Source organism: Enterococcus sp. 9E7_DIV0242, assembly GCF_002140975.2.
GTDB lineage: Bacteria > Bacillota > Bacilli > Lactobacillales > Enterococcaceae > Enterococcus_L > Enterococcus_L clewellii.
Map to the genome: position 1 here is coordinate 308780 of NZ_CP147247.1, position 24930 is coordinate 333709.

Below are 24930 nucleotides of genomic sequence, written 5' to 3' on the forward strand. Positions count from 1 at the left end.
AGGAACAGATAGAATAGGAACGACAATCGCTTCTATCTATGTCTTTGAAATGAATGAAGTGACTTCCAGTTGGAGGTTGCTTCTTTTTTGTTCTATATCTAAATCAATATTGACAGTTAAAAAATATACAGTTAAACTATATATAGTAAAACTGTATAGCGAGGGATAATCAGAATGAAACAGTCACAAAATTCGATGACAGAGACAACTTTTTTGATCCTGCTTTCGTTAGTTAAAGAGAAACACGGGTATGGTGTGATCAAGGAAATTGAAGAGCGGACACAAGGGAGAGTAACTATTGCTGCGGGTACATTGTATACGGCTTTTGATATTTTAAAAAAGAAACAATGGATTGAAGAAACCAGTAAAAGTGAGGGAAGACGTAAAAACTATCGCTTAACACTAGCTGGAAAGAATGCTCTAAAAGAAGAACGCAGACGTTTGGAAGAAAATTTACATCTTTACGATCAAATAATAGGAGGGAACTAAGATGGGAAAATTTAGATTATGGATTTCACCAAGATTTGAAGAAAATTTCATTAACAAGCAGGCGCAACTTGGCAGGAAGCTCGTTCAAATTAGTCCTTTCAGCTTATTAGTTCCTTTAGAAATCCATTACTACAAATTTGAGAAAACAAAAGATACTTATCTTTTTAAGAATGATATGCGACACTTCAAAACGAAAGAAGAGCAGGTGGAGTATCTACAGTTGATGGCTGATGATGGATGGGAATTATTTAAAGGAAATTATACACCTGATTATTGGGGGATGCAGAGCTATTACTTCTTTCGGGTCAATACGGATAGGGACAATGATATTTATTCAGACCAAACAACGAAACTGATCAATAACTATAATGTAGCAAGTTATTTCTTGATGGTTAGCCTTATATTCTTGTTTCTGTGTCTCATTTTCCCTTACTATCAAAATCGTCCAATTTCAGATAATCTCTTAAGTGTTTTGCTTTCATTCATTTTCCCGATTACAGCATTTGTGATGTTCATTGCTTCAGCTGTTACAAGGTGGATGATTCGACGAAAACTAAAAGAGCTGGCAGTGACAGAGGGAGAAATTTAATTTTTATTGATAAACTGGATGAGAAATTTTCCCAAAATTACTTGCTCAAAAAAATAGAAATTTATTTCATGCAAAGGAAGTCCCTATTCATTTGAGAAGGAAAAAGATTTCGAAATATTGGGAATAAAGATGCAGTCTAGCATAAGATACTTTAAGAATCGTGCTTTTTTATTAATACTTGTCACTTCCTTGTTATATTTTGACAGACAATTGTAAATGTACAAGGTGCTCCGCTATTCTATAATAGGGAACAAGGAGGAACGACTATGCTGACTGAGGTATCAATGATTCTTTACTATACTGTAACCAGCTCTTTTCGGTCGCTTGTTAGAAGGAGAGGGTATTTCTCATCCTTTATAATGATCGGTCTTTTGTTCTTTCTTTTTTTCTTCAGCTGGAAGTGGGTCGACTTTTTCTCCTCTTGGATCATTTTAGAAACAGTGTTGCAAGAGATGGCGAAAGAAGATGAAGCAGCCTCTTTTCAACCCTTGATTTTATTGCTGACTATTTTAAGAACAGGAACTATACTGGTGTGTTTTTTTCTTTTTCTTGCAGTGATTTTATATACAAAGCATTTCTATAAACAGAAAGCTGGTATTGAACAGGAAGAAATAGTGATTAAGCGATTGCTTGGGGAGCGCTCTGCTATCATTGCGAGTGAGTTTGTCCTGGAGGCAGGATATATTCTTGTATTTTTCGGCAGTATTTCGCTAGTATTATCAACGATTATTTTTAAGAAGCTGCTTCGCGATATTCAGGTTTTGGGCGCATTCCAGAACGTGGTCGAGAGATTTGACCCGCATCATGGTATCGAATTTCTTCTTTTTTTGGTGGTCATTTGTCTAACACTACTCTCTATATTTTATACTGTTTATCGACAGGCGGATAGGGAAGCTTTAGCGTCGCCAAGTAGTACCAACAGTGGGGATAAGGAAGAAGATTGATCATAGAGCTGCCATGGAAAAGATAGTACAAAAAGACTACTGGAAAAATAAAGTTGACATTTTTTATAAAAAACAGTTGACAATCTATTGAACGGCGGAGTATACTTACTTCAATTCTTAAAACAGTAGTGGAGTGATTCGTATGAAAACGACAATTAAAAAACTAACACAACTAAATAAGTATTACTTTAGCTATTTTAGATGAGTTTGTATTCATGAGTATCGTGGATGCAAACAATGCAAAACGCAAGTTTGTATCTATGATGGCTAAGGGATTTAAGCATGACTTTTAAGCCGCATAGATGAAAATCTATAGTGGCTTTTTATATTATCTTTTTTGCAAGGTATTCACTGTAGATTTTCTGTAAATTTACGGTGAATGCCTTGCTTTTTTATTTTGATTCTATGGAGGTTGAACAATGGAAAACACGATTACAGGTCACACCAGACTGATTGGACTCTTCGCAGAGCCGATTCGTCACAGCGTTTCACCGATGATTCAAAACACAGCGCTTCAAGCACTGGATATCGATGCAGTCTATCTGGCCTTTGAGCTAGGAGAAGATCGTCTGATATCAGCCATCGAATCAATTCGTACCTTGGAAATGCTAGGTGCAAACTTATCCATGCCACATAAGATGGCAGCAGTTCCGTTGATGGATGAGTTGAGTGAAGCTGCCAAGCTGGTAGGAGCGATCAATACGATCGTAAATGATAACGGCAGACTGATCGGGTATACAACGGATGGAACAGGCTTTATGAGGAGCCTGAAGGACCAAGAAATCGACATTATCGGGAAAAAAATGACGATCATTGGTGCGGGTGGTGCAGCAACTGCTATTATTGTACAAGCGGCTTTAGACGGCGTAAAAGAGATTGCTGTCTATAATCGCAAGGATGAATTCTTTGAAAAAGTAAAAGAAAAGCTTCGCTACATTGAAGCCCATACGAGCTGTATCATTCATCTACACGATTTAGCAAATTCAGATGAGCTGGCCGCAGATGTGAGCGACAGTAGCTTGCTGGTAAATGCTACAGGTGTTGGAATGAAACCAAATTTGGCGGCATCGCCAATTGAAGATTTCTCGATTTTACGAGCGGATCTTCCAGTATATGATGTGATTTATACACCTAGAGAGACAACGTTGCTGAAGGAAGCCAAGGCGAGAGGTACGAAAGCTGTAAATGGTTTGGGCATGCTTCTCTATCAAGGCGCAGCAGCATTTGAATTATGGACAGGCAAAGAAATGCCAATTGAGAAAGTAAAGCCAATTATTGAAAATAGTTAATTACATGAATAGATAAAATTCGAGGAGGAAATTATTATGATCGTTATTATGAAAGCAAGTGCTACGAAAGAACAAGTGGATTCAATTATAAAGAGAGTGAAAAAGGAAGGTTTGGATGTTCAAATCAATCAAGGCAAGGATCACGTGGTTATCGGGTTATTGGGAGACACAAGAAAAATGCAGGATGTTGCGTTTAACAGCTACGAAGGTGTCGAAAATACAGTGCGTATTTCAAACACTTACAAATTGACATCAAGAGAATTTCACCCTCAAGACACAGTAGTTGATGTCGATGGAGTGAAGATCGGAAATGGTGAATTTGTGACAATGGCAGGACCTTGTTCAATCGAAGGGTTGGATCAAATCAGAGAATGTGCACGAATCGCCAAGGCTGGTGGGGCTCAAATATTACGTGGGGGGGCCTTTAAGCCAAGAACTTCGCCATACGCTTTCCAAGGATTAGAAGAAGAAGGCCTGAAATACATTCGTCAGGCTGCTGATGAATTGGGAATGAAGGTTATTACCGAGGTCATGGATGAAGGTCATATCGATATGGTTGCGGAATACAGTGATATTTTACAGATTGGTGCACGAAACATGCAAAACTTTAAGTTATTGGCTTCTGTTGGGAAAACGGGTAAACCAATTGGCTTGAAACGTGGGATTTCCGGCACGATCGATGAATGGTTGAATGCGGCAGAATACATTGCTGTTCAAAACAATAACAACGTCATTTTTATTGAACGTGGGATTCGGACATACGAAACAGCGACTAGAAATACCTTTGATTTAAGTGCCGTTCCATTGATCAAAAAATTGAGTCACTTCCCAATTATTGTCGATCCAAGTCACGGTACAGGAATTTGGGATTTGGTGCCGCCAATGGCTCGTGCCGGTGTTGCAGCTGGCGCAGCTGGCATGATCGTGGAAATCCATCCGGATCCGGCGAATGCTTGGTCTGATGGACCACAGTCACTGAATGAGAAGACATACCTGAAAATGATGAAAGAAGTAGACATCATGGAAAAAGCAATGAAAGAAATCAATGCATTGTAATCCCGATGGAGAAAAGAAAGTATCGCTTAAACCGGTGGTATTTGAAGAGCTGTCAACGGTAAAAGAAATTTACCAAACAGCCTTCAAACCGCTTTATGAAAAATACAGAGACGAGCAAAATCCTGCGTTGATCACACTAGAAAAACTGCAGGAGGTATATGCTGACCAAACAACTGATTTCTTTTTCGTTCTAATGGGAGAAGAAATCACTGGCTGTATAAAGATTAAGAAGGAATCAAAAGAAACAATCAAGGTGGGACCGCTTGCTGTTTTACCGAAATTTCAGAAACTGGGTAGTGGAAAACAAGCGATGCAGCTGATTGAAGCAGAATACCCAACTTGTCGAAAATGGCTGCTAGATACGATAAAACAGGAAGCGTATCTAGTTAAGCTGTATCAATCTATGGGGTATATCCCTACAGGTAGAACAGCGGTTGTTCAACAGAATATGACGATCATTTTTTTCCAAAAGGAGGTCAGTAGCATGCTGACAGTTCAATTACCAAATCACGAATATGAAATCATTATTGAAAAGAATAGTCTTTCTCGACTTGGCGAATGGGTCGCGAAGCTTTGGAAGCAGCAGAAAATTGCGGTGATTACCGATGAGACGGTTGATAGTTTATATGGAGCAGCTGTTTTGGAGCAGCTGCTGGCTCAAGGATTTGATGCAACAAAGCTAGTTGTCCCAGCAGGAGAAACCAGTAAATCATTAGAAAATACAGAAAAAATATACGAACATTTGGCGGAACAGCAATTTACTCGAAGTGATGGAGTTTTAGCCTTAGGCGGTGGAGTCATTGGTGATTTAGCTGGATTTGCAGCGGCAACCTACATGCGAGGCATTCACTTTTTACAGGTTCCTACAACATTGTTGGCGCAAGTGGATAGCAGCATTGGTGGTAAAACTGGTGTGAATACAAAAAATGCGAAGAATCTTGTTGGCGCATTCTGGCAGCCGGATGGTGTATTGATCGATCCTAATACATTGAACACGTTAGAGCCACGACGTGTGAGAGAAGGAATTGCTGAAATTGTCAAATCGGCAGCAATTGCTGATCCTATACTTTGGAAAACGTTACAAGGATTGAAAGACGAGCAGGAGCTACTGGCCAATGCAGAGGCTATCATCACAGCATGCCTGAAAATAAAACGCAAGGTTGTTGAGGAAGATGAGTTGGATAATGGTATTCGACTGATTCTAAATTTCGGGCACACTATTGGTCATGCGATAGAAAATACTGCTGGCTATGGTGTTGTCAGTCATGGTGAGGCTGTTGCGATTGGTATGGTTCAGATCAATCAAATTGCTGAGCAAAAGGGACTGACTCCTGCTGATACAACGAGACAGCTGAAGGAAATGCTGGAAAAATTCAATCTTCCTGTGGCCTATGAAAACTGGAATGAAGACTTGCTTTATCAAGCGTTGACTCATGACAAAAAGACGCGGGGGACAGCAATAAAAATTATTTTACTTGAAGAGATTGGAAAAGCAAAAATTGTGCCAACAGAAATAGAAGAAATGAGAGACTACTTGAAAAGGAGCTAAGCCAAATGAGATTTATTACAGCAGGAGAATCCCACGGACCAGAATTAACGGCGATCATTGAAGGTTTACCGGCCGGACTTCCGTTAAGTGCTGACGATATAAATAGTGAGTTGTCCCGTAGACAAACCGGTTACGGTAGAGGTGGTCGAATGAAAATCGAGACTGACCGAGTAAGGATTACATCAGGCGTTCGCCATGGAAAAACATTAGGCTCACCTGTTACAATGATCGTGGAAAATAATGATTGGAAAAACTGGCAGTCGGTGATGTCTGTTGAGGAAGTTTCAGAAAAAGAGAAAAACATTCGTCGTGTGAACAAGCCAAGACCAGGGCATGCGGATCTGGTTGGCGGAATTAAGTACGGACATGAAGATTTGAGAAATGTTTTGGAGCGTTCATCGGCTAGAGAAACGACTATGCGTGTGGCGATTGGTGCTGTAGCGAAAAAGCTGTTGAAAGAGCTTGATATGGAAGTGGCTGGACATGTGGTTGTATTGGGCGGTATTCAAGCCACAATTCCTGATAATCTGACTGTTAGTGAGATTCGTGAAAAATCAGAACAGTCAGAAGTTCGAGTGGTCGATCCGACTGTCGAGGAAAAAATCAAAGCATTGATTGATGAGACGAAAAAAAATGGTGATACGATTGGCGGCGTAGTGGAGGTTGTTGTCGGTGGCGTACCGGTCGGTTTGGGAAGCTACACACAATGGGACCGCAAGCTAGATGCCAAAATTGCACAAGCAGTTGTTAGTATTAACGCATTTAAGGGCGTGGAATTTGGCATTGGCTTTGAAATGGCCCACAGACCGGGCAGTAAAGTCATGGATGAAATTGTTTGGGATGAACAAAGAGGTTATACACGAACTTCTAATAATCTTGGAGGGTTTGAGGGTGGTATGACCAACGGGATGCCTGTCATTGTTCGTGGGGTGATGAAGCCTATCCCGACATTATACAAACCATTACAAAGTGTAAATATTGATACAAAAGAAGCCTACAAAGCCAGTGTGGAACGTTCAGATAGTACGGCTGTTCCGGCTGCAAGTGTAGTTTGTGAAGCCGTTGTTGCGACAGAAATTGCACAGGCTGTTCTGGAAAAATTTGATAGTGATTCCTTTGATCAGATGAAGGCCGATGTACAGGCTTATCGTCTCTACACTCAACAATTCTAAAAAATCAATCGATTGGAGTGTAGAAAGTAATGAAAAAACAAGTATTGATCATAGGCTTAGGACTAATTGGCAGCTCATTGGCGTTAGCTATCAAAAAAGAACATCCAAATGTAACTGTTGCTGGAATGGACATTCAAGAGGAGTCAGAAGTATTTGCGTTGAAAAGAAGAATTATTGATGCTCGTGCCGCTTCATTCGAAGAGACTGCGGAAGCTGCAGATGTGATTTTACTCTGCTCACCTGTAGAGGTCGTGAAGCAACAGCTAGCAAAGCTCAGCACACTTTCGTTGAAAGAAGGAGCAATCATTAGCGATGTGGGTAGTACAAAAAAAGAAATCGTGGAAACAGCTGTTGACTTAGGCATGACATCGTTCATTGGTGGTCATCCGATGGCTGGTTCACACAAATCTGGCGTGACTGCCGGTGATGAGCGGCTTTTTGAAAATGCCTACTATATTTTGACGCCTAGTCCGGCAACGGATTTGAAAAAGATGAATGTGTTGAAAGAGCTGCTAAAAGGGACGCAAGCGAAATTTGTCACGCTTGATCCGGAAGAACACGACAAAATCACAGGGATGCTGAGTCATTTGCCGCATGTGATTGCTGCCGGCTTGGTGAATCAAAGCAAAGTATTTAACGAGGCCCACCCTCGTGCGAGGCAGTTGGCCGCAGGCGGATTCAGAGACATCACTCGAATTGCTTCCTCTGATCCGGAGATGTGGACAGATATTCTTCTAAATAATAAAGAGATTCTACTTGAATTGATTTCAGGCTGGCAAACAGAGATGAACCAAGTGTCCCGTTGGCTTGAAACAAGCAATCAGGAAGCCATCTTTCAATTTTTCTATGAGGCAAAAGAGACGAGAAATCAGATGCCTGTTCATAAAGAAGGCGCAATTCCTGCTTTTTATGATTTATTTGTAGATATTCCTGATGTGCCTGGTGTGATTGCTGAGGTAACTGGAATACTTGGAAAGAAAGAATTGTCTTTGATTAATTTGAAAATTCTTGAAACACGGGAAGATATTTTTGGTATTTTACAGCTTACCTTCAAACGAAAAGAAGATTTGGAAAAAGCCAAAGAAACCTTAGAAAAAGAAACCAGCTATCTCTGTTACGAAAAATAATGAACTCATGTATTTATTTTAAGAGGCTAAAAAATGAAGGATATACTAGAAAATCTGGTTGAGTTAAAAACATTCGCGACTTGATTCGCTGAGCGCTTGTTGATTCTTCCAGAATAAGGAGGAGTATTTTGAAATTATCAATAAATAAACAGCGTCTATCTGGAACGATTCAGGTTCCAAGTGATAAATCCATTTCACATAGAAGTATTATGTTTGGCTCGATTGCTCATGGACCAACGACTATCAAGAACTTTCTACGTGGAGAAGATTGCCTTAGTACGTTGGCAGCCTTTCGTTCATTAGGCGTGGCTATTGAAGATGATGGGGAGACGATCACTGTCCACGGGAAAGGGTTTGAGAGTCTAAAGCCTTCAGAGCAACCAATAGATGTAGGGAACTCTGGAACAACGATCCGCCTAATTAGTGGAATATTAGCTGGACAGGATTTCACGACAGAATTGTTCGGTGATGCTTCGATTGCGAAGCGACCGATGGCCCGAGTTATGACACCGCTCAATCAAATGAAAGCGGATTGTACAGGACGTGATGGCAGTGAATATCCACCACTGACAATCAAAGGGAATAAAAATTTACAACCACTTCACTATGAGATGCCTGTCGCAAGTGCTCAGGTAAAATCAGCTATTCTCTTTGCGGCACTTCAAGCGACTGGTGAAACCGTCATTATTGAAAAGGAGAAGACACGGGATCATACGGAAGACATGATTCGTCAATTCGGTGGACATGTGGAGGTTACAGGGAAAGAGATTCGACTTCAAGGGCCGCAAACGTTGACTGGACAGGAAGTTGTTGTACCCGGAGATATTTCCTCTGCGGCATTCTTTTTAGTTGCTGGGTTGATTCTGCCCAATAGTAAAATTATTTTAGAGAATGTTGGGCTTAATCCAACTAGAACTGGAATTATTGATGTAATAAAACAAATGGGTGGTAAGATCTCTATTGAGGAAGAAGGAAAAAATAATAAATCCGGTAGAATCACCGTAGAAACGAGCCAGTTGAAAGGAATCGAAATCGGCGGAGAAATCATTCCTCGCCTGATTGATGAGCTGCCAATCATTGCGTTGATGGCTACACAGGCTGAGGGAAAAACAGTGATTCGCGACGCAGAGGAACTAAAGGTCAAAGAAACCAATCGAATCGATGCGGTTGCCAATGAACTAAACCGTCTGGGAGCGGACATAACGCCTACAGACGATGGCCTGATCATTCAAGGGAGAACTTCGCTTCATGGGGGCAATGTGACAAGCTATGGAGATCATCGCATTGGTATGATGCTGCAGATTGCCGCGCTATTAGTCAAGGAAGGCGATGTGGAGTTGGAAAAAGCGGAAGCGATTGCCGTATCTTATCCAAACTTCTTTGCTGATTTGGAACAACTATATGGAGCAGGAGGAAACTAGATGAATGGGATTACGCTGATTGGATTTATGGGTGCCGGAAAGACAACGGTGGGAAAGCTTCTTTCTGAGAAAACAGGAATGGCGCACATTGACTTTGATGATAAAATAGTTGAAGAAATAGGGATGACCATTCAAGAATATTTCGATTTGAATGGGGAAGCAGCCTTTCGTGAAAAGGAAACGAAGGTATTAAAAAAATATATCGATCATAATTATGTTATTTCAACAGGCGGCGGCATCGTGATGCGTCAGGAAAATCGTGAGCTGCTGAAGGAAATGGCGCCAGTAGTCTATTTGGAAACAACTCCGGAAGTATTTATTCCGCGCTTGAAGAATGATCATACTACTGTTCGACCACTGGTTGTATCAAAATCTCCGGAAGAGATCAAGCAGGTTTTTGAGCCGCGAATTACGTTTTATAAAGAAGCTGCGAGTATGATCGTCAGCACGAATCAACGAACACCGGAAGAAATTGTAGAAGAAATATTAACGAATATAGAGTAGGTGAAAAAATGAAGGTCGGTTATCTTGGGCCGGAGAGCTCATTCACACATACAGCGACAAAAACCGCTTTTCCAAACGAGACATTAGTTCCCTTTCATTCGATTCCAGCATGTATCAAGGCGGTAGAGTTTAAGGATGTGGATCTGGGTGTAGTTCCGATTGAAAATACCTTGGAAGGTTCAGTGAATACAACGGTCGATTATCTCTTTCATCAGAGTAATATTCCTGTCGGAGCAGAAATTGTATTGCCGATTTTTCAACAGCTGATGGTCAGTAAGGAAAATCAGGAGAACTGGCAGGAAACTACGCGTATTTTATCCCATCCACAAGCGTTAGCACAATCTCAGGCATTCTTGAGTCAACACTTTCCAGATGCCGAGCTTGAGCAGACACCGTCAACTGCTTATGCCGCGAACTTTGTTTCCGAACATCCACATCGGAAGATTGCTGCAATTGCACCAAAGCTTTCAGCAGAAACGTATGATCTGACAATTGTGAAGGCGGATATCCAGGATGTAGCAATCAATCGGACGAGATTCTGGGTCATTGGTTCAGACACAGTAGCGTTGGCGCATATTCCGAGTAAAGTACGAAAAATGACATTGGCTATCACAATGCCTAATAATATGCCTGGGGCACTCCACAAAGCATTATCTGCTTTTAGCTGGCGCGAAATCGATCTGAGTAAGATAGAATCTCGCCCTTTAAAAACAGCCTTAGGCGAGTATTTCTTCTTGATCGATCTGATTGCTGACAAACCAATTGAACTTATTGATTGTGCGCTACAGGAGATCAAATTAATGGGCGGAGAGGTCAAAGTATTCGGGAATTATTCTGTTCATCCGATTCATGGTATATAAGTCAGATATGGAATCTGTATGAAAAGCGATTAAACCGTTAGATATTACCTTCATGTAGTATCCAGTTGTTCTTATAGGAAACTTCTTAGAGTTATTGATATACTTTGGCTTTTGCTAAAAGTTCCTCGCTTGATTAAGTGGCATTTCATTACAGTATTGATGCGGTAAATGCTTCAGCAAAAATTGAATGATTCCATAAATTTTCGTCTTACTCATAGGCTTTCATACCTGCTTCAATCAAAACCAATGTTCAGGTTGTCGTCAACATCGAAAAGTGATGTTGTTGACAGCCTTTTTCTGGTATTTGGAAAACCAGATAAAAACAGCATTTCTTTTTGCTCAATCATCGCTTACTTCTATTCTATTGACATATTTATAGAATGAAAAAGAAAATTCGTTTTGTGTGCATTTCAGCTTTAATATAATTCGATGATAAAGCGAAAGAGGAATCATAAGTCTTTTCATTTTTCTTTAAAATCCATTTCTATAAAAGACTTTTTTCATGAAATAAGGTATGCTTACTTCTGACAGTATAAAAAGGTGGTAGGAACGATGAGTCGAATGGATCGATACAAACATATACATAAAGAATCAGAAAAGGAAGAGAAGCAGCCGGGCTTTAGTCCGAGAAGGTCAAAAGAAGTGGACCAAAAAGGACAAAGAGAGCAGACGGAGCAATCCAATCCATATAATTATAGTGAAGAAAATTATCAACGATCGCAACAGCTAGAGGATAATAGAAATCATGCGTATCAAAGAGCGGCTTTTTCTGAAAGTGAACAGGCGCCGATTCCTCCTAAAAAATCGGCAAAGCCGAAAAAGATAAAAAAACATGGGAAGCGAAGATGGTTGAAGTGGGTATTGCTCGCGGTAGTTTTACTGATAGTTTTACCTGTAATATTTTTCTTTAAAGGGAAATACGCAGCAGAGCATGATACTTCTTTGCCACAAGAAGAAACAGAGACGTTTAACGGTGTGACCAGCTCGGATGGTTCAAAGAATATCTTGTTTCTGGGAAGTGATACACGTGGAGAAGATGCCGGTAGAGCAGACACGATCATGGTCCTACAATTAGATGGTCCTTCTGGAAAGCCCAAGCTGATTTCATTTATGAGAGATACTTTTGTAGATATCCCAGGGTATGATGCGAATAAGATTAATTCCGCCTACGCATTTGGTGGAGCAGAGCTGGTACGCCAAACATTAGCACAGAATTTCGGCATTGACTGTAAGTATTATGCCAAGGTCGATTTTCAAAGCTTTGAAAAAGTGGTTGACTCCCTTTTCCCTAGTGGTGTACGCATCGATGCAGAAAAGGATATCAACCTAGATGGTGTGGATATTGCTCAAGGCGATCAGAAGATGGATGGGCATGTATTACTCCAATACGCCCGTTTCCGAATGGATGAAGAAGGAGATTTCGGTCGTGTAAGAAGACAACAGCAAGTGATGTCTGCCGTGATTTCTCAATTGAAAAACCCGTTAGTTTTACTAAGAACACCTGAATCAGCAGGGAAGCTTGTTGGGTATATGGCAAACAATATCCCAATGACGTATCTTTTGATGAATGGTCCTTCTCTTGCGCTAAAAGGTGCTTCTGGAATTGAACGACTGACAGTTCCTGTAGATAACTCATGGACAGACGGCTATTATGATTATGCCGGTAGCTTTTTGCAAATCGATCTAGGCATGAATCAGCAGGCTATTCAGGAATTTTTAGCGAGCTAGCATGAAAAAGACGGTTTTCTTCTATTTGAGAGTATGTTATATTTATTAAAGTTTAGAAAAATGAAACGAGGGTTTTTTATATGAAACTTGCTGTTGTTACGGATAGTACAGCTTATTTACCTGAGAGGCTCAAAGCACATGAGGATTTGTTTATCATCCCCATTCCTGTGATCCTTGACGGAAAGATATACAACGAAGGAATCGATATTGAAGCAGATGAATATTATGGCTTGTTAAATAGCAGCTCTGAATTTCCCACAACTTCTCAGCCAGCACTGGGTGAAGTGATCGAGCTCTATGAATCTATTGCTGCTAAGGGCTATGATACGATTCTAAGCATTCATCTTTCTTCTGGGATTTCAGGTTTTGTCAGTACCCTATTTTCACTAAAGGAAAGTATTAAGGGCGTGGCACTTCATCCCTATGACTCAAAAATAACTAGTATGCCCATGGGACACATGGTTGAAGTGGCTCTGGAAGGCGCTGATAAAGGAACTTCAATTGAAGAAATCCTTACAAAATTGGACACGGTTAGAGATAATACGTATGCTTATTTGATTGTAGAAGATTTGAACAATTTAGTGCGAGGGGGTCGTTTGACGAATGGAGCGGCTTTAATTGCAGGGCTATTGAAAATAAAACCGATTTTAACATTTGAAGATGGAAAGATTGTTTTATTTGAAAAAATCCGTTCTACGAAAAAGGCTTTTTCTCGTTCTGAGCAAATAATCGGTCAGAGAAATGTGGAAATCGGTCTTCCGGTGAAGCTTTATGTGATTCATGCCAATAACTTAGCTGTTGCAGAAGAAGAAAAACTGAAGCTTCAGGAACAGTACCCACAGGCAGAAATTGAAATTGGTCATTTCGGACCTGTCATTGGCACGCATTTAGGTGAAAAAGCAATTGGTATTGCTATTTCAGCACAATAATCAATAAAAAAGAACTTATTCTTAGTTATTTGAATGACTGGGGAGTGCAGAGTAAAGCTGCTTTCCTCAGTTTTTCATTTTACTGAGCAGAAAGGGATAGGGAAGAAACTTTGTAAAAGCTGTTGCATGAAGTTAGCTGCTATGACAGAGAGTAGAAGGCCATTTGTTCGTATTTTATAAGGTGCATTCTAATGTTACGCAAGCCTTTCAGCGTAGAAATAGTTCTACAGAAGGATAGATGTGTGTTAAACTATTACAGTACATTCATTTTCCAGTAAATTGTTCATTGAAGGGGACTGATCGATGAAACTCACAGAAGATAGACTGCAGAAGGAAAAGATGAAGCAAGTCCAACTGCTGGCAGCATACTATCAAGTGGTCAACCGTTTACCTAAGGGAGAGAAACGGGATCAGATGATTCGAGATATCTTGATTGCGAAAGATAGGATCAAAAAAATAAATCAGCATTTGACAGACTTAGATCAGCAAAAAAGTGCTGCAAAGAATCAATAAGAAACACCATAGACTGTAGAAGGAGGTTTTCCTACTTTGGAATTCTTCACAATAATTTTATTGTTATTTGTTATCATATTATATGCGTATTTGATACTTGTTAGAAAAAGTATTCAGGTTTTCGCGAAACGTTCACCCGCACCTGCGATCATTGGTGCAGGCTTAGGATTTGTTTTTCTTTTGTTTGGCTTGTTTACACCCCAGACATTAAACGACAAGATGCAGGATGTCCTGACTGCTTGTTTATTATTCAGCTTTCTCCTTGATTGTAAGGGGCTGGCAGACACCAGAATCATCACAAATTCCTTTGATAATCGAGGAATCAGCTATTCTGAGCTTGAAAAAATCGTATTACAGGTCAAGGATCAGGATGTGCATATGAATTATTTCCGAAAAGGTCGTAGAGGCCCAATCATGCATTTTAAGATGCCTATCGAGCAGTTGTTGTCCTTCCTATCAGATAAGGTTGCGAATGACCTGCAGATAGATATAGTGATCGAGGAATAACTAGAAAAACTGATAAATCCTTTTTACTGCGTTCGGGCACATGCCTGCGGTGAGAAGGATTTTTTCGAATAGATGAATCATTTTGGAAACCGAAAGGAGAATGATGGTGCGCATTTTTTAGTTGTGCTCCTTTTTTTAAACGGAATCGCCAAAGTTTTTTCGGTATTCCAAAATTAGTGTTTTTTTATTTCCTGAAGGGTGGAGAAAGAAATCCAGCTTCTTTTTTTTCTGTTTTTTTGTTACAATGAATCAGGATGAAAAGGATGTGAACCTGTGAAGGAATTAAGAGTTGAACAACTAACCAAAACTTACGGAGAAAAAACGTTATTTGATGATCTTTCTTTTTTGATCCACGAGAAGGATCGGATTGGGTTGATTGGTATCAATGGGACAGGTAAAACAAGTTTATTAAATATACTGGCAGGGAAGGATTTTAGCGATGGTGACATCAACCCGGTGAAACAAGCGAAGGATTATCGAATCGGCTATTTATCTCAGGCCAACGAGTTTGATCCCGAGCTGACCGTCGTAGAAGCTGTTTTCCAAGGTGATACACCGATTATTCGTGCTGTGAAGGAATACGAGTTGGCGTTGCTTGCGTTGAATCAGGATGGTATGAACGAAGCGGTGCAAAAACAGTACAATCGTGCAGAAGAAACGATGAATAAAGAGGATGCCTGGACAGCGGACACCAATGCCAAAATCATTTTGCAGAAGTTGGGAATCGACACCCTCGATAAGAAAATCGGTACACTTTCCGGTGGCCAACAGAAAAGAGTGAGTCTAGCTCAAACATTGATTGAGGCTCCAGATCTGCTATTGCTAGATGAACCGACCAACCATTTAGACTATGAAGCAATTAGCTGGTTGGAGAAATATTTGAAGAGCTATTCAGGAGCGTTAATGATGGTCACCCATGATCGTTACTTTTTGGATCGCATCACCAATCGAATTTTTGAATTGTCATTCGGTAAGCTGCATGAATACGCGGGAAATTACGAAGCCTATATTGCTGCTAAAGCCGAACGTGAGCGAGTAGAGGTGGAGCAAGAAACGAAAAGAAAACAACTGTTCAAGCAAGAGCTGGAGTGGATGCGTGCTGGTGTTCAAGGAAGAGGGACCAAGCAACAGGCACGTCAGGATCGATTCCACGATTTAAAGGAAAACCTTCATCAGGTAAAAGCGAAGGAATCCATCGAGTTAAATCTGGCAACACAGCGTTTAGGAAAAAAAGTATTGGAAATTGAGCATGGCTCATACAATATTGAAGGAAAAGAGCTGCTTACTGATTTTTCTTTATTGATTCAAGCTGGGGAACGGATCGGTATTACAGGGAAAAATGGGGCTGGAAAATCGACCTTACTGAATATTTTGTCTGGGAGGTTGACCTTGAATAGTGGTAGCTATGCCATTGGGGAGACTGTACGTTTAGCCTATTATACACAGCAAAATGAAGAAATGGACCCTGAAAAGCGAATGATCGCCTATCTACAGGAGGCTGCAGAAGAAACTAAAACAGCAGACGGACAGATGATTGGTGTTGCAGAGCTTTTAGAAAGATTTCTTTTTCCACGGTTCATGCACGGAACAAAGATCGGCAAGCTATCCGGTGGAGAAAAGCGCCGACTGTATCTTCTGAAATTACTGATTAGTCAGCCCAATGTTCTACTGTTGGATGAACCGACCAATGATTTGGACATTGATACATTGACTGTGTTGGAAGATTATATTCGCCAATTTAGCGGGACTGTCATCGCTGTTTCCCATGATCGATATTTTCTTGATAAGACAGCAGATAAGTTACTTGTTTTTCAAGGAAATGCTGAGATAATTACCTACTATGGGGCAATGAGTGACTATTTAGACAATCAATCAACTGCAAAGCCAGAGGTAAAAAAAGAAAAAGAAGTGGTTGAAAAAACGCCAGAGAAGAAAGAAAAAAAGAAGCTGACCTATATGGAACAAAAAGAATGGGCAGTGATCGAGGATGATATCGCAGCTCTTGAGGAAGAACAGGAGCATATTTCTGAAGAGATGAATCATCAAGGCGATGACTTTACAAGATTGCAGGAGCTGCAAAAACGATTAGATGAGCTGGAACGGGAATTAGAAGATAAAATTGAACGTTGGGATTATTTGAGCCAATATACAAGCGAATAGTAGGAGGAATCGGTATGGAAAATGCGTATCTTGATTTAGGTCGAAAGATTTTGAAGGAAGGGCACGTTAAAGAAGATCGAACAGGCACTGGCACAAAAAGTATTTTTGGGTATCAGATGAGATTTGATTTATCAGAAGGATTTCCGTTGCTAACAACGAAAAGAGTGCCGTTTGGACTAATCAAAAGCGAGTTGCTTTGGTTTATCAAAGGAGATACGAATATTCGTTACCTATTAGAGCACAATAATCATATTTGGGATGAGTGGGCATTTGAACGCTACATCAAGAGCGACGACTATCAAGGACCGGATATGACGGACTTTGGGCATCGTGTATTAACAGATGAAGCATTTAAAGCGACTTACGAAGAACAGCATAAGCTTTTTTGTGAAAAAATTCTTACGGACCGTGATTTCGCAGACAAGCATGGTGAGTTGGGTAATATCTACGGTGCACAGTGGCGCCACTGGGAAACAAAGGATGGCTCCTTCATTGACCAGCTGCAAAATGTGATTGATATGATTAAAACCACTCCAGACTCTCGACGTTTGATTGTTTCAGCATGGAACCCGGAAGATGTTCCAACCATGGCGCTTCCCCCATGTCATACCATGTTTCAATTTTATGTAAATGATGGCAAGCTTAGCTGTCAGCTGTATCAAAGGAGTGCGGATGTTTTTCTTGGCGTACCATTCAATATCGCCAGCTATGCGTTGCTGACACATTTAATCGCACATGAAACAGGGCTGCAAGTAGGTGACTTTGTTCATACGTTAGGGGATGCTCATTTATACAGTAACCACATCGAGCAAATGGAAGAACAGCTGTCAAGAACAGTGCGCAATGCACCAAAACTAATTTTAAATCAGGAAAAGGAATCTGTCTTTGATTTTGAAATGGATGATATTTCTTTAGAGGGCTATGACCCTCATCCAACAATAAAAGCGCCGATTGCAGTGTAAGGGTTGAAAGGAGTTAGGTGTATGTTAGCAGCTATATGGGCTCAAGGTGAGCAAGGAATGATTGGAAAAGGGAATATTCTTCCCTGGCATTTGCCAAATGATCTGAAATTCTTCAAAAAAATGACAGAGAACAACACTATTGTTATGGGGAGAAAAACGTTTGAAGGAATGGGCGGAAAGGCTCTTCCAAACCGAAAAACGATTGTTTTAACTAGAGACTTGAGCTATCAAGGAGAAGGAATCACCGTTATGCATAGTGTGGAAGAGGTCTTGAAGTATGCGGAGGAGTTCTCAGGAATTACGTTTATTGCCGGAGGAGCAAAAATCTATCAGGATTTTCTGGCCCATTGTGATGTATTGTATCGGACTGTGATTCATGAAACATTTGACGGAGATACTACTTTTCCAGAGATCAATTGGGGTGAGTGGACCTTGATCAACTCGAGTGAAGGCGAAGTGGACGAGAAAAATGCGTATGCTCATGTTTTTGAAACGTATCAACGAAAATCAGCATAGATAGCTTTGCTTTGTGTGTATTGCAAAGGAGGAACGAACATGAAAATCGAAATAAATGGTTGTTCTATTCACTATAGAATCATTGGTGAAGGAAAGCCCGTGTTGTGCCTCCATGGGTTTCCGGAAGATCACGAGGTGATGGTTGGTTGTTTAGAACCGGTTTTTCGTCAGGTTGAAGGCTATCAGCGAATTTATCTGGATTTGCCTGGAATGGGGAGATCCACTGCTGGAGAAGATGTTTCTTGTGCAGATAATATGCTAAAGCTGATTCAAGATTTTGTTCATCAGGTGATTGGTTCACAAAAATTTCTACTGGTTGGTCAGTCATACGGCGGGTATCTATCATTGGGGTTGACCTACTCAAATTCTAATGCTATGGAAGGGCTATTTTTATTATGTCCATGTACAGTCGCTGATAGAAACAAGAGAAATCTTCCGACGAAGCAGTTATTGGAAAGATCAAAGGCGCTTGTTCCGACGGATGCGGAAAAAGAAAAATTTTCAGATTTTCTGGAAATGGCTGTTATAGCCACAGAAGCAACTTGGATGAGATACAAGCAAGAGATCTTTTCTGGTTTAGAAAGGGCGGACGAAGCGTTCGTTACCACGTATCAAAAAACTGGCTATGAGTTGTCCTTTGAATCGGAATTTGAAGCACTAGTGTTTGATAAACCTACTATGATTTTAACTGGCAGACAAGATGATTGTGTGGGGTATCAGGATGCTTTCCGTTTGATGGATTCATTTTCACGAGGCTCCTTTCAAGTGCTTGATAAAGCAGGCCATAATCTGCAAATAGAACAGCCAGCACTTTTTTCAGAAGCGTTTAGCCGTTGGCTCAGACACTTTTAAAGAGCAAAAAGCAGGGTTTCTCGTTTGAGAAGCCCTGCTTTAAATCGTCTATTACGAGTTATATATGATTTCTATAAAGCCCAACTACTTTACCTAGGATACTGACATTATCTAAAATGATCGGCTCTAGGGCATCGTTTTCGGGTTGTAGACGTACATAACTGCTTTCTTTGAAAAATCGTTTGCAGGTTGCTTCGTCTTCGTCTGTCATTGCGATAACAATATCACCGTTTGATGCTGTCTGCTGCTTTCTTACGATGACTTGGTCGCCATCTAGAATTCCGGCATTGATCATACTCTCTCCTCGAATGGTAAGCATGAACAAGGCGTTTTCCTCTGAACGAAGATCAGGAGGAAGTGGGAAGAAGTCAGAAGCCTCTTCAACGGCTAAAATTGGTTCACCAGCTGTTACAACACCCAACATTGGGATTGTTGTGGGTTGAATACCGATTTTTTCCAGGCCTTCTGGTGTCAATTCTATAGCTCTTGGCTTTGTCGGATCTCTTAAAATCAATCCTTTTTTTTCTAAACGAGCCAAATGCCCGTGAACAGTGGAGGTTGAAGAAAGATCAACAGCTTTCCCAATTTCCCGAACAGTTGGGGGATATCCTTTAAGTTCTACTTGATCATATATATATTTTAATACTTCGACTTGTCTTGTTTCAGTACGCTTTGCCAATATCCGCACCTTCTTTCAATTTTATAGTTACAGTCTATCACACTTAATAATTTAAATCAAACAAGCGTTCGTGTTTTTCTTTCATGGAATTTAGTTGTTTTTTTGCGCTTCTTCTTATACTATTAGAGTGTTGACAACGCAGTCGGATTGGCTGAAAAAATAAAAAGCTGATTTGAGGAACTGTGAAACTATGAACAGTGGTTTTATGCAACTGCAATCTGTCGCAGAAAAGAAGGAGGGAAGAACAGTGCTGTCAAAAGAAAAGCTTGCCCGTATTAATGAATTGTCTAAGAAGTCAAAAGAAACTGAACTGACTGCTGCTGAGAAGCAAGAGCAGAAACAGCTTCGTGAAGAATATATTAAGACATTCAGAAAAGGGATGCGTCATCATATAGAAGGAATGAAGGTTGTTGATCCCAAAGGCAATGATGTAACACCAGATAAATTGAAACAGATTCAAAAAGAAAAAGGTTTGCACGATCGCAAATAATTACAGTGGATTTTACTTAAATTCATTGCTTTCATCCATGAAATGGGTTACAATGTTGATAATAAAGGTAAAAAAAACCTAAATAGGAGATGATTTTTTTGTTCGATAAAACTGATCAACTTGGTGTGAATACGGTACGTACACTAAGTATTGAAGCAATTCAAAAAGCGAATTCAGGCCACCCAGGTCTACCTATGGGTGCTGCCCCTATGGCTTATGCATTATGGACAAAACACCTGAAAGTAAACCCAACCACTTCTAGAAACTGGGCGGATCGCGACCGTTTTGTTCTTTCAGCAGGACATGGTTCAGCTTTACTGTATAGTCTGCTTCATCTATCAGGCTACAAAGTGACAATCGATGACTTGAAATCATTCCGTCAGTGGGATAGCAAAACACCGGGACATCCGGAAGTTGACCACACAGATGGCGTAGAAGCGACTACAGGCCCTCTAGGACAAGGGATTGCGATGGCAGTAGGTATGGCAATGTCAGAAGCGCATCTGTCCGCAGTGTACAATAAGGACAGCTTCTCAGTCGTTGACCACTACACTTATGCTTTATGTGGTGATGGTGACTTGATGGAAGGTGTTTCTCAAGAAGCTGCTTCAATGGCCGGACACATGAAATTAGGCAAATTGATCGTGTTGTATGATTCAAATGATATCTCTTTAGACGGACCGACATCAAAAGCCTTCACTGAAAATGTTGGTGCGCGCTTTGAAGCGTATAACTGGCAGCATATTTTGGTAAAAGATGGCAATGATCTGGAAGCTATTTCAAAAGCAATTGAAGAAGCGAAAGCTGAAACGGACAAGCCAACATTGATTGAAGTGAAAACAGTTATCGGTTTTGGTTCTCCAAAAGAAGGAACTTCAGCTGTTCATGGCGCACCTCTAGGTCAAGAAGGGATCGACGCTGCAAAAGTTGTTTATGGCTGGGAGTATCCTGACTTTACAGTGCCAGAAGAAGTAGCTGCACGTTTCCATGAAACAATGATCGAAAAAGGCGAAAAAGCTGAAGCTGAGTGGAATGAGCTATTTGCAAATTATAGTAAGGCACATCCAGAATTGGCGCAACAATTCAAAGATGCGTTTGCTGATAAATTACCTGAAAATTGGGATAAAGAATTACCAGTATACGAAGTTGGCAGCAGTGCAGCCAGCCGTGTAACAAGCAAAGAGACGATTCAAGCAATCTCTAAAGCTGTACCAAGCTTCTGGGGCGGATCTGCTGACTTATCAGCTTCCAACAATACGATGGTAGCTGGAGAGAAGGATTTCGAGCCTGGTCAATACGAAGGACGCAACATCTGGTTTGGTGTACGTGAGTTTGCAATGGCAGCAGCTATGAACGGTATTCAGCTTCATGGCGGTTCAAAAGTGTATGGCGGAACATTCTTTGTCTTTACTGACTATCTACGTCCAGCTATTCGTTTGGCAGCAATTCAAAAAACACCGGTTACGTATGTGCTAACACATGACTCAGTAGCAGTTGGTGAAGATGGACCAACTCATGAGCCGATTGAACAGCTAGCTAGTGTTCGTTGTATGCCTGGTGTGCAAGTTATCCGTCCAGCAGATGGAAATGAAACTGTTGCGGCATGGAAGCTTGCAATGACATCAACAAACAAACCAACAATTCTTGTGTTGAGTCGTCAAAATCTTCCTGTAATTGAAGGAACACAAGCTATGGCTGAAGAATTTGTAGGAAAAGGTGCGTATGTCATTTCTCCACAAAAAGGCGACAAACCAGAAGGTATTTTAATTGCGACGGGTTCTGAAGTGAATCTTGCGATCGATACTCAAAAAGCATTGGCTGCGCAAGGCAAAGATGTATCTGTTGTATCTATGCCAAGTTTTGATTTGTTTGAAGAACAGTCTGCTGAATATAAAGAATCAGTACTACCAAAAGATGTGAAAAAACGTGTGGCGATTGAAGCTGCTTCATCATTTGGTTGGGATCGTTATGTTGGCTTCGAAGGAACAACAGTTACGATTGATCATTTTGGCGCTTCTGCACCTGGCGATACTGTATTGAAAGAATTTGGTTTCACTGTTGAAAATGTTACAGAAAAGTATAATAGCTTATAAAAGCGAAATAAAAAATTGTATAGAAACAGGCAGGGATTCGTTGTAGAATCCTTGCCTGTTTTTTTCTGAAACAAATATAAAAGGTTATATAAATAAATTCTATATAACAATAATTGTTCTAAAAGTAAAGTATATATAATGTTAATAATAATAATTTAGTCTTTCTTTTACATTAATTATATTTCGGATAAATTTCAATTAGATTAAATTGGATCAAATTAGATTCTATATTGTTGTGTCTTTTATTTAATTATCATACACTATTATTATGAAATTATTAAGGAGGAACAAAGTGAATGGAGAAACGTGAAACACGCAGCAGCAGACATATAGAAAAATCTATCAAGCATAAAAAAAATGCGAATCGTTTGGCTTCAGGTGTTGGAGTTGCTTTATTGTCTGCGCCGTTGGTTGGCGGAGCAGCGCTTTTTTCGGATGAAACAGAAGCCTATGCTTATGAAGAAATATCCTCTGTCTCACCAATAGACTTTATTGAGTCTATTGGTTACTCGGCCTCTAGCGTAGCTAGTGCGAATGATTTATATGCATCAGTAATGATTGCTCAAGCTTTATTGGAAAGTAGCTATGGAAATTCTCAACTAGCCAGTGCACCGAATTATAATCTTTTTGGGGTAAAAGGGAGTTATGCTGGGCAATCAGTATATATGTCTACAACTGAATACTTGAATGGTGAGTGGTTGATGACATCGGAACCATTTCGCGTATATTCTTCCTACTATGAATCGTTTCAAGATCATGCCAATGTGATTTTGTACGCTGTTTCAGGGTATGGCAATTATTATTACTCTAATGTTTGGAAGAGTAATACGACAAGCTATATGGACGCGACCGCGGCGTTAACGGGAACTTATGCGACAGATCCAGGATATGCACAAAAGTTGAATTGGTTGATTGAAGCATATGGATTGACCCGATTTGATACAGGAACGGCTGGGTATAGTTATTATGCTGATACTGAGAGTCAAGCGGTTATCTATTCAGAATCTGGTCTTTCAGATTATACGGTGAATTCTGGAGATACCTTATGGGGAATAGCTGAAAGCTATGGCACGAGTGTAGAACAGCTGATGTCTCTCAATGGTCTATCTGCTGATCTAATTACTGTAGGACAAGTTATACAGGTAAGGTAGCTAATAGATTGGTTTTTTTACAGTACTAGAGTGAATCGAAAGAGATAACCAGTATCGTTATACTCCTTAAAATCAAATAAGCGGTAGTCCAAAAGTATTTGTTCACACTGTGCTTATTCTTAGTATGAAAGCAGTAAGAGTGGAATGATTTACTGTGAAAGTGGAGCAGATGCACTGGGGAAGCCCTCAGAAAAAATCCGAATAATCTTGAAAATAGGAATACCTATTTTCTGGATCATTCGGATTTTTTCTTGGATATAAATAGCTTTACTATATCCTTGAGATTGAAAAATGATTATTTACCGTTTACCGTTACGTAATTCTTCCAAACGTCTTGCACGATTTGAAGAAATGTCCTTTTTACGCGGACGAGGAAGGATTGCTTCTTCAGTAACAGTACTTTTCTGTATATAGGTTGTAGGATCGGTATAATCGAACACTTGTAAGTAATTGATTACTTCACGAACGATTGGTGTTGGGGTAGAGGCACCGGCTGTAACTGCGATTTTTTCGACAGATTTTAACCATTCCGGTTGAATTTCCGAGACATCCGATACACGGTAGGCTTTGACCCCTGCTTGTTGTTCAGACACTTGAGCAAGGCGATTGCTATTATTGCTCTTAGGATCGCCAACAACAATCGTCAGGTCACAGCCTTGAGATTGTGTCACTACAGCTTCTTGACGAACCTGAGTCGCTTTGCAAATATCTTGATGGATCTCAACCAGAGGGTATTTTATTTTAATTAAATCAATCAAATCTAATACATCCCATTGGCTCATAGTTGTTTGATTTGTTAGAAACAGTTTTTTGTCTGTTGAAAACTCTAAGCGATCTATATCGTCAATCGTTGCTACTAAATGAACATGTTCAGGCGCAACGCCAACAGCTCCTTCTGGTTCTGGGTGATTCTTTTTCCCAATGTAAATGACATCAAAGCCATCATTGACCTTCTGCTCAATAAGCTCATGGGTGATCATCACATCTGGACAGGTTGCATCAACAACCGTCAGACCTTTTTTCTCAGCCAGTTCTCTAATTTTCGGCGAGACACCATGAGCGGTAAAAATGACGGTGCCTGAGTCTGCTTGTTCCAAAATTGCTTCCCGATTTTCTCCATCCAGAGTATGTATACCAATGCTTTCAAAAGCTTCTGTCACATGCTTGTTGTGAACGATCATCCCCAATATGTAGATAGGTCTGGGTAATGACTCATCTAAAGAGACATTTCTCGCGATGACCATTGCATCGACGACACCATAACAATATCCTCGGGGACTGATATTTACGATTTCCATATAATCAAACTCCTATAGTCTGTTTTTTTAACTATACAATATTTTCATTAAG

Annotated in this window: 24 protein-coding genes and 1 pseudogene; 23 read left to right on the plus strand and 2 right to left on the minus strand. The window is 40.3% G+C overall.

The window, feature by feature from the left end; all coding sequences use genetic code 11:
• Positions 1-174: 174 nt before the first annotated feature.
• The 20 genes and pseudogenes from A5888_RS01545 to A5888_RS01640 all read left to right on the plus strand — a co-directional run bounded on the left by A5888_RS01545 (position 175) and on the right by A5888_RS01640 (position 19167).
• Positions 175-489, plus strand: coding sequence for a PadR family transcriptional regulator (locus tag A5888_RS01545; RefSeq protein WP_086347521.1), 315 nt, complete (start codon positions 175-177; stop codon positions 487-489).
• A gap of 1 nt (position 490) precedes the next feature.
• Positions 491-1078, plus strand: coding sequence for a DUF2812 domain-containing protein (locus A5888_RS01550; protein ID WP_086347522.1), 588 nt, complete (start codon positions 491-493; stop codon positions 1076-1078).
• A 266-nt stretch (positions 1079-1344) separates the two neighbouring features.
• Positions 1345-2022, plus strand: a complete 678-nt coding sequence (locus tag A5888_RS01555) for a hypothetical protein (RefSeq protein WP_086347523.1) — start codon at positions 1345-1347, stop codon at positions 2020-2022.
• 419 nt (positions 2023-2441) lie between these two features.
• Entirely contained in the window at positions 2442-3311 is an 870-nt protein-coding gene (gene aroE / locus A5888_RS01560; protein WP_086351123.1) for a shikimate dehydrogenase, read from the plus strand.
• Positions 3312-3347: 36 nt separating this feature from the next.
• Complete coding sequence (gene aroF, locus A5888_RS01565; protein ID WP_086351124.1) at positions 3348-4367, plus strand: 3-deoxy-7-phosphoheptulonate synthase; 1020 nt, start codon at positions 3348-3350, stop codon at positions 4365-4367.
• Positions 4357-4740, plus strand: a pseudogene (locus tag A5888_RS01570) (GNAT family N-acetyltransferase); the annotation flags it as partial. The gene aroF and the pseudogene A5888_RS01570, both read left to right, overlap by 11 nt.
• 111 nt (positions 4741-4851) lie before the next feature.
• Entirely contained in the window at positions 4852-5916 is a 1065-nt protein-coding gene (aroB, locus tag A5888_RS01575; RefSeq protein ID WP_249274574.1) for a 3-dehydroquinate synthase, read from the plus strand.
• A gap of 5 nt (positions 5917-5921) precedes the next feature.
• The gene (gene aroC / locus A5888_RS01580; protein ID WP_086351121.1) at positions 5922-7088 is read left to right on the plus strand and encodes a chorismate synthase; all 1167 of its coding nucleotides are present in this window, start codon (positions 5922-5924) and stop codon (positions 7086-7088) included.
• 29 nt (positions 7089-7117) lie between these two features.
• Positions 7118-8215, plus strand: a complete 1098-nt coding sequence (locus tag A5888_RS01585) for a prephenate dehydrogenase (RefSeq protein WP_339101868.1) — start codon at positions 7118-7120, stop codon at positions 8213-8215.
• A gap of 128 nt (positions 8216-8343) precedes the next feature.
• Positions 8344-9636: a 3-phosphoshikimate 1-carboxyvinyltransferase gene (aroA, locus tag A5888_RS01590; RefSeq protein ID WP_086347524.1), complete on the plus strand. Its 1293-nt coding sequence runs from the start codon at positions 8344-8346 to the stop codon at positions 9634-9636.
• The gene (locus tag A5888_RS01595; RefSeq protein ID WP_086347525.1) at positions 9637-10140 is read left to right on the plus strand and encodes a shikimate kinase; all 504 of its coding nucleotides are present in this window, start codon (positions 9637-9639) and stop codon (positions 10138-10140) included.
• A gap of 8 nt (positions 10141-10148) precedes the next feature.
• Complete coding sequence (gene pheA / locus A5888_RS01600; protein WP_086347526.1) at positions 10149-11000, plus strand: prephenate dehydratase; 852 nt, start codon at positions 10149-10151, stop codon at positions 10998-11000.
• Positions 11001-11552: 552 nt separating this feature from the next.
• Positions 11553-12728 carry an LCP family protein gene (locus tag A5888_RS01605; protein ID WP_086347527.1) on the plus strand — a complete coding sequence of 392 codons (1176 nt, stop codon included), beginning with the start codon at positions 11553-11555 and terminating at the stop codon, positions 12726-12728.
• Positions 12729-12808: 80 nt separating this feature from the next.
• On the plus strand, positions 12809-13657 hold the full coding sequence (locus A5888_RS01610) for a DegV family protein (RefSeq protein ID WP_086347528.1): 849 nt from the start codon (positions 12809-12811) through the stop codon (positions 13655-13657).
• A gap of 303 nt (positions 13658-13960) precedes the next feature.
• Positions 13961-14170 (plus strand): hypothetical protein, encoded by a 210-nt coding sequence (locus tag A5888_RS01615; protein WP_086347529.1) that lies wholly within the window; start codon positions 13961-13963, stop codon positions 14168-14170.
• A 36-nt stretch (positions 14171-14206) separates the two neighbouring features.
• Complete coding sequence (locus A5888_RS01620) at positions 14207-14677, plus strand: hypothetical protein (RefSeq protein WP_086347530.1); 471 nt, start codon at positions 14207-14209, stop codon at positions 14675-14677.
• A gap of 273 nt (positions 14678-14950) precedes the next feature.
• A complete protein-coding gene (locus A5888_RS01625) occupies positions 14951-16837 on the plus strand; it encodes an ABC-F family ATP-binding cassette domain-containing protein (RefSeq protein ID WP_086347531.1) in 1887 nt (628 codons plus the stop codon).
• Positions 16838-16851: 14 nt separating this feature from the next.
• Entirely contained in the window at positions 16852-17799 is a 948-nt protein-coding gene (locus tag A5888_RS01630) for a thymidylate synthase (protein WP_086347532.1), read from the plus strand.
• 21 nt (positions 17800-17820) lie between these two features.
• On the plus strand, positions 17821-18315 hold the full coding sequence (locus A5888_RS01635; RefSeq protein ID WP_086347533.1) for a dihydrofolate reductase: 495 nt from the start codon (positions 17821-17823) through the stop codon (positions 18313-18315).
• A gap of 39 nt (positions 18316-18354) precedes the next feature.
• A complete protein-coding gene (locus A5888_RS01640) occupies positions 18355-19167 on the plus strand; it encodes an alpha/beta fold hydrolase (RefSeq protein WP_086347534.1) in 813 nt (270 codons plus the stop codon).
• Between the two features lie 58 nt (positions 19168-19225).
• On the opposite strand, the gene lexA is transcribed toward A5888_RS01640, so the two are convergent.
• Positions 19226-19846 carry a transcriptional repressor LexA gene (lexA, locus tag A5888_RS01645; RefSeq protein WP_339101869.1) on the minus strand — a complete coding sequence of 207 codons (621 nt, stop codon included), beginning with the start codon at positions 19844-19846 and terminating at the stop codon, positions 19226-19228.
• A gap of 247 nt (positions 19847-20093) precedes the next feature.
• On the opposite strand from lexA, the gene A5888_RS01650 reads away from it, so the two are divergent.
• From A5888_RS01650 to A5888_RS01660, 3 genes are all read left to right on the plus strand, one after another.
• On the plus strand, positions 20094-20336 hold the full coding sequence (locus A5888_RS01650) for a DUF896 family protein (protein ID WP_086351113.1): 243 nt from the start codon (positions 20094-20096) through the stop codon (positions 20334-20336).
• A gap of 98 nt (positions 20337-20434) precedes the next feature.
• Positions 20435-22429, plus strand: coding sequence for a transketolase (gene tkt / locus A5888_RS01655; protein ID WP_339101870.1), 1995 nt, complete (start codon positions 20435-20437; stop codon positions 22427-22429).
• A gap of 296 nt (positions 22430-22725) precedes the next feature.
• Positions 22726-23580, plus strand: coding sequence for a glucosaminidase domain-containing protein (locus A5888_RS01660; RefSeq protein ID WP_086351109.1), 855 nt, complete (start codon positions 22726-22728; stop codon positions 23578-23580).
• A gap of 299 nt (positions 23581-23879) precedes the next feature.
• Here A5888_RS01660 and A5888_RS01665 read toward each other — a convergent pair whose 3' ends face one another.
• Positions 23880-24878 carry a 4-hydroxy-3-methylbut-2-enyl diphosphate reductase gene (locus tag A5888_RS01665; RefSeq protein ID WP_086351110.1) on the minus strand — a complete coding sequence of 333 codons (999 nt, stop codon included), beginning with the start codon at positions 24876-24878 and terminating at the stop codon, positions 23880-23882.
• Between the last annotated feature and the right edge of the window lie 52 nt (positions 24879-24930).

Coding starts and splice junctions, on each gene's coding strand:
- A5888_RS01545 (WP_086347521.1), top strand. CDS start 175: ATGAAACAGTCACAAAATTCGATGACAGAGACAACTTTTTTGATCCTG.
- A5888_RS01550 (WP_086347522.1), top strand. CDS start 491: ATGGGAAAATTTAGATTATGGATTTCACCAAGATTTGAAGAAAATTTC.
- A5888_RS01555 (WP_086347523.1), top strand. CDS start 1,345: ATGCTGACTGAGGTATCAATGATTCTTTACTATACTGTAACCAGCTCT.
- aroE (WP_086351123.1), top strand. CDS start 2,442: ATGGAAAACACGATTACAGGTCACACCAGACTGATTGGACTCTTCGCA.
- aroF (WP_086351124.1), top strand. CDS start 3,348: ATGATCGTTATTATGAAAGCAAGTGCTACGAAAGAACAAGTGGATTCA.
- aroB (WP_249274574.1), top strand. CDS start 4,852: ATGCTGACAGTTCAATTACCAAATCACGAATATGAAATCATTATTGAA.
- aroC (WP_086351121.1), top strand. CDS start 5,922: ATGAGATTTATTACAGCAGGAGAATCCCACGGACCAGAATTAACGGCG.
- A5888_RS01585 (WP_339101868.1), top strand. CDS start 7,118: ATGAAAAAACAAGTATTGATCATAGGCTTAGGACTAATTGGCAGCTCA.
- A5888_RS01595 (WP_086347525.1), top strand. CDS start 9,637: ATGAATGGGATTACGCTGATTGGATTTATGGGTGCCGGAAAGACAACG.
- pheA (WP_086347526.1), top strand. CDS start 10,149: ATGAAGGTCGGTTATCTTGGGCCGGAGAGCTCATTCACACATACAGCG.
- A5888_RS01605 (WP_086347527.1), top strand. CDS start 11,553: ATGAGTCGAATGGATCGATACAAACATATACATAAAGAATCAGAAAAG.
- A5888_RS01610 (WP_086347528.1), top strand. CDS start 12,809: ATGAAACTTGCTGTTGTTACGGATAGTACAGCTTATTTACCTGAGAGG.
- A5888_RS01615 (WP_086347529.1), top strand. CDS start 13,961: ATGAAACTCACAGAAGATAGACTGCAGAAGGAAAAGATGAAGCAAGTC.
- A5888_RS01630 (WP_086347532.1), top strand. CDS start 16,852: ATGGAAAATGCGTATCTTGATTTAGGTCGAAAGATTTTGAAGGAAGGG.
- A5888_RS01635 (WP_086347533.1), top strand. CDS start 17,821: ATGTTAGCAGCTATATGGGCTCAAGGTGAGCAAGGAATGATTGGAAAA.
- A5888_RS01640 (WP_086347534.1), top strand. CDS start 18,355: ATGAAAATCGAAATAAATGGTTGTTCTATTCACTATAGAATCATTGGT.
- A5888_RS01660 (WP_086351109.1), top strand. CDS start 22,726: ATGGAGAAACGTGAAACACGCAGCAGCAGACATATAGAAAAATCTATC.
- A5888_RS01665 (WP_086351110.1), bottom strand. CDS start 24,878: ATGGAAATCGTAAATATCAGTCCCCGAGGATATTGTTATGGTGTCGTC.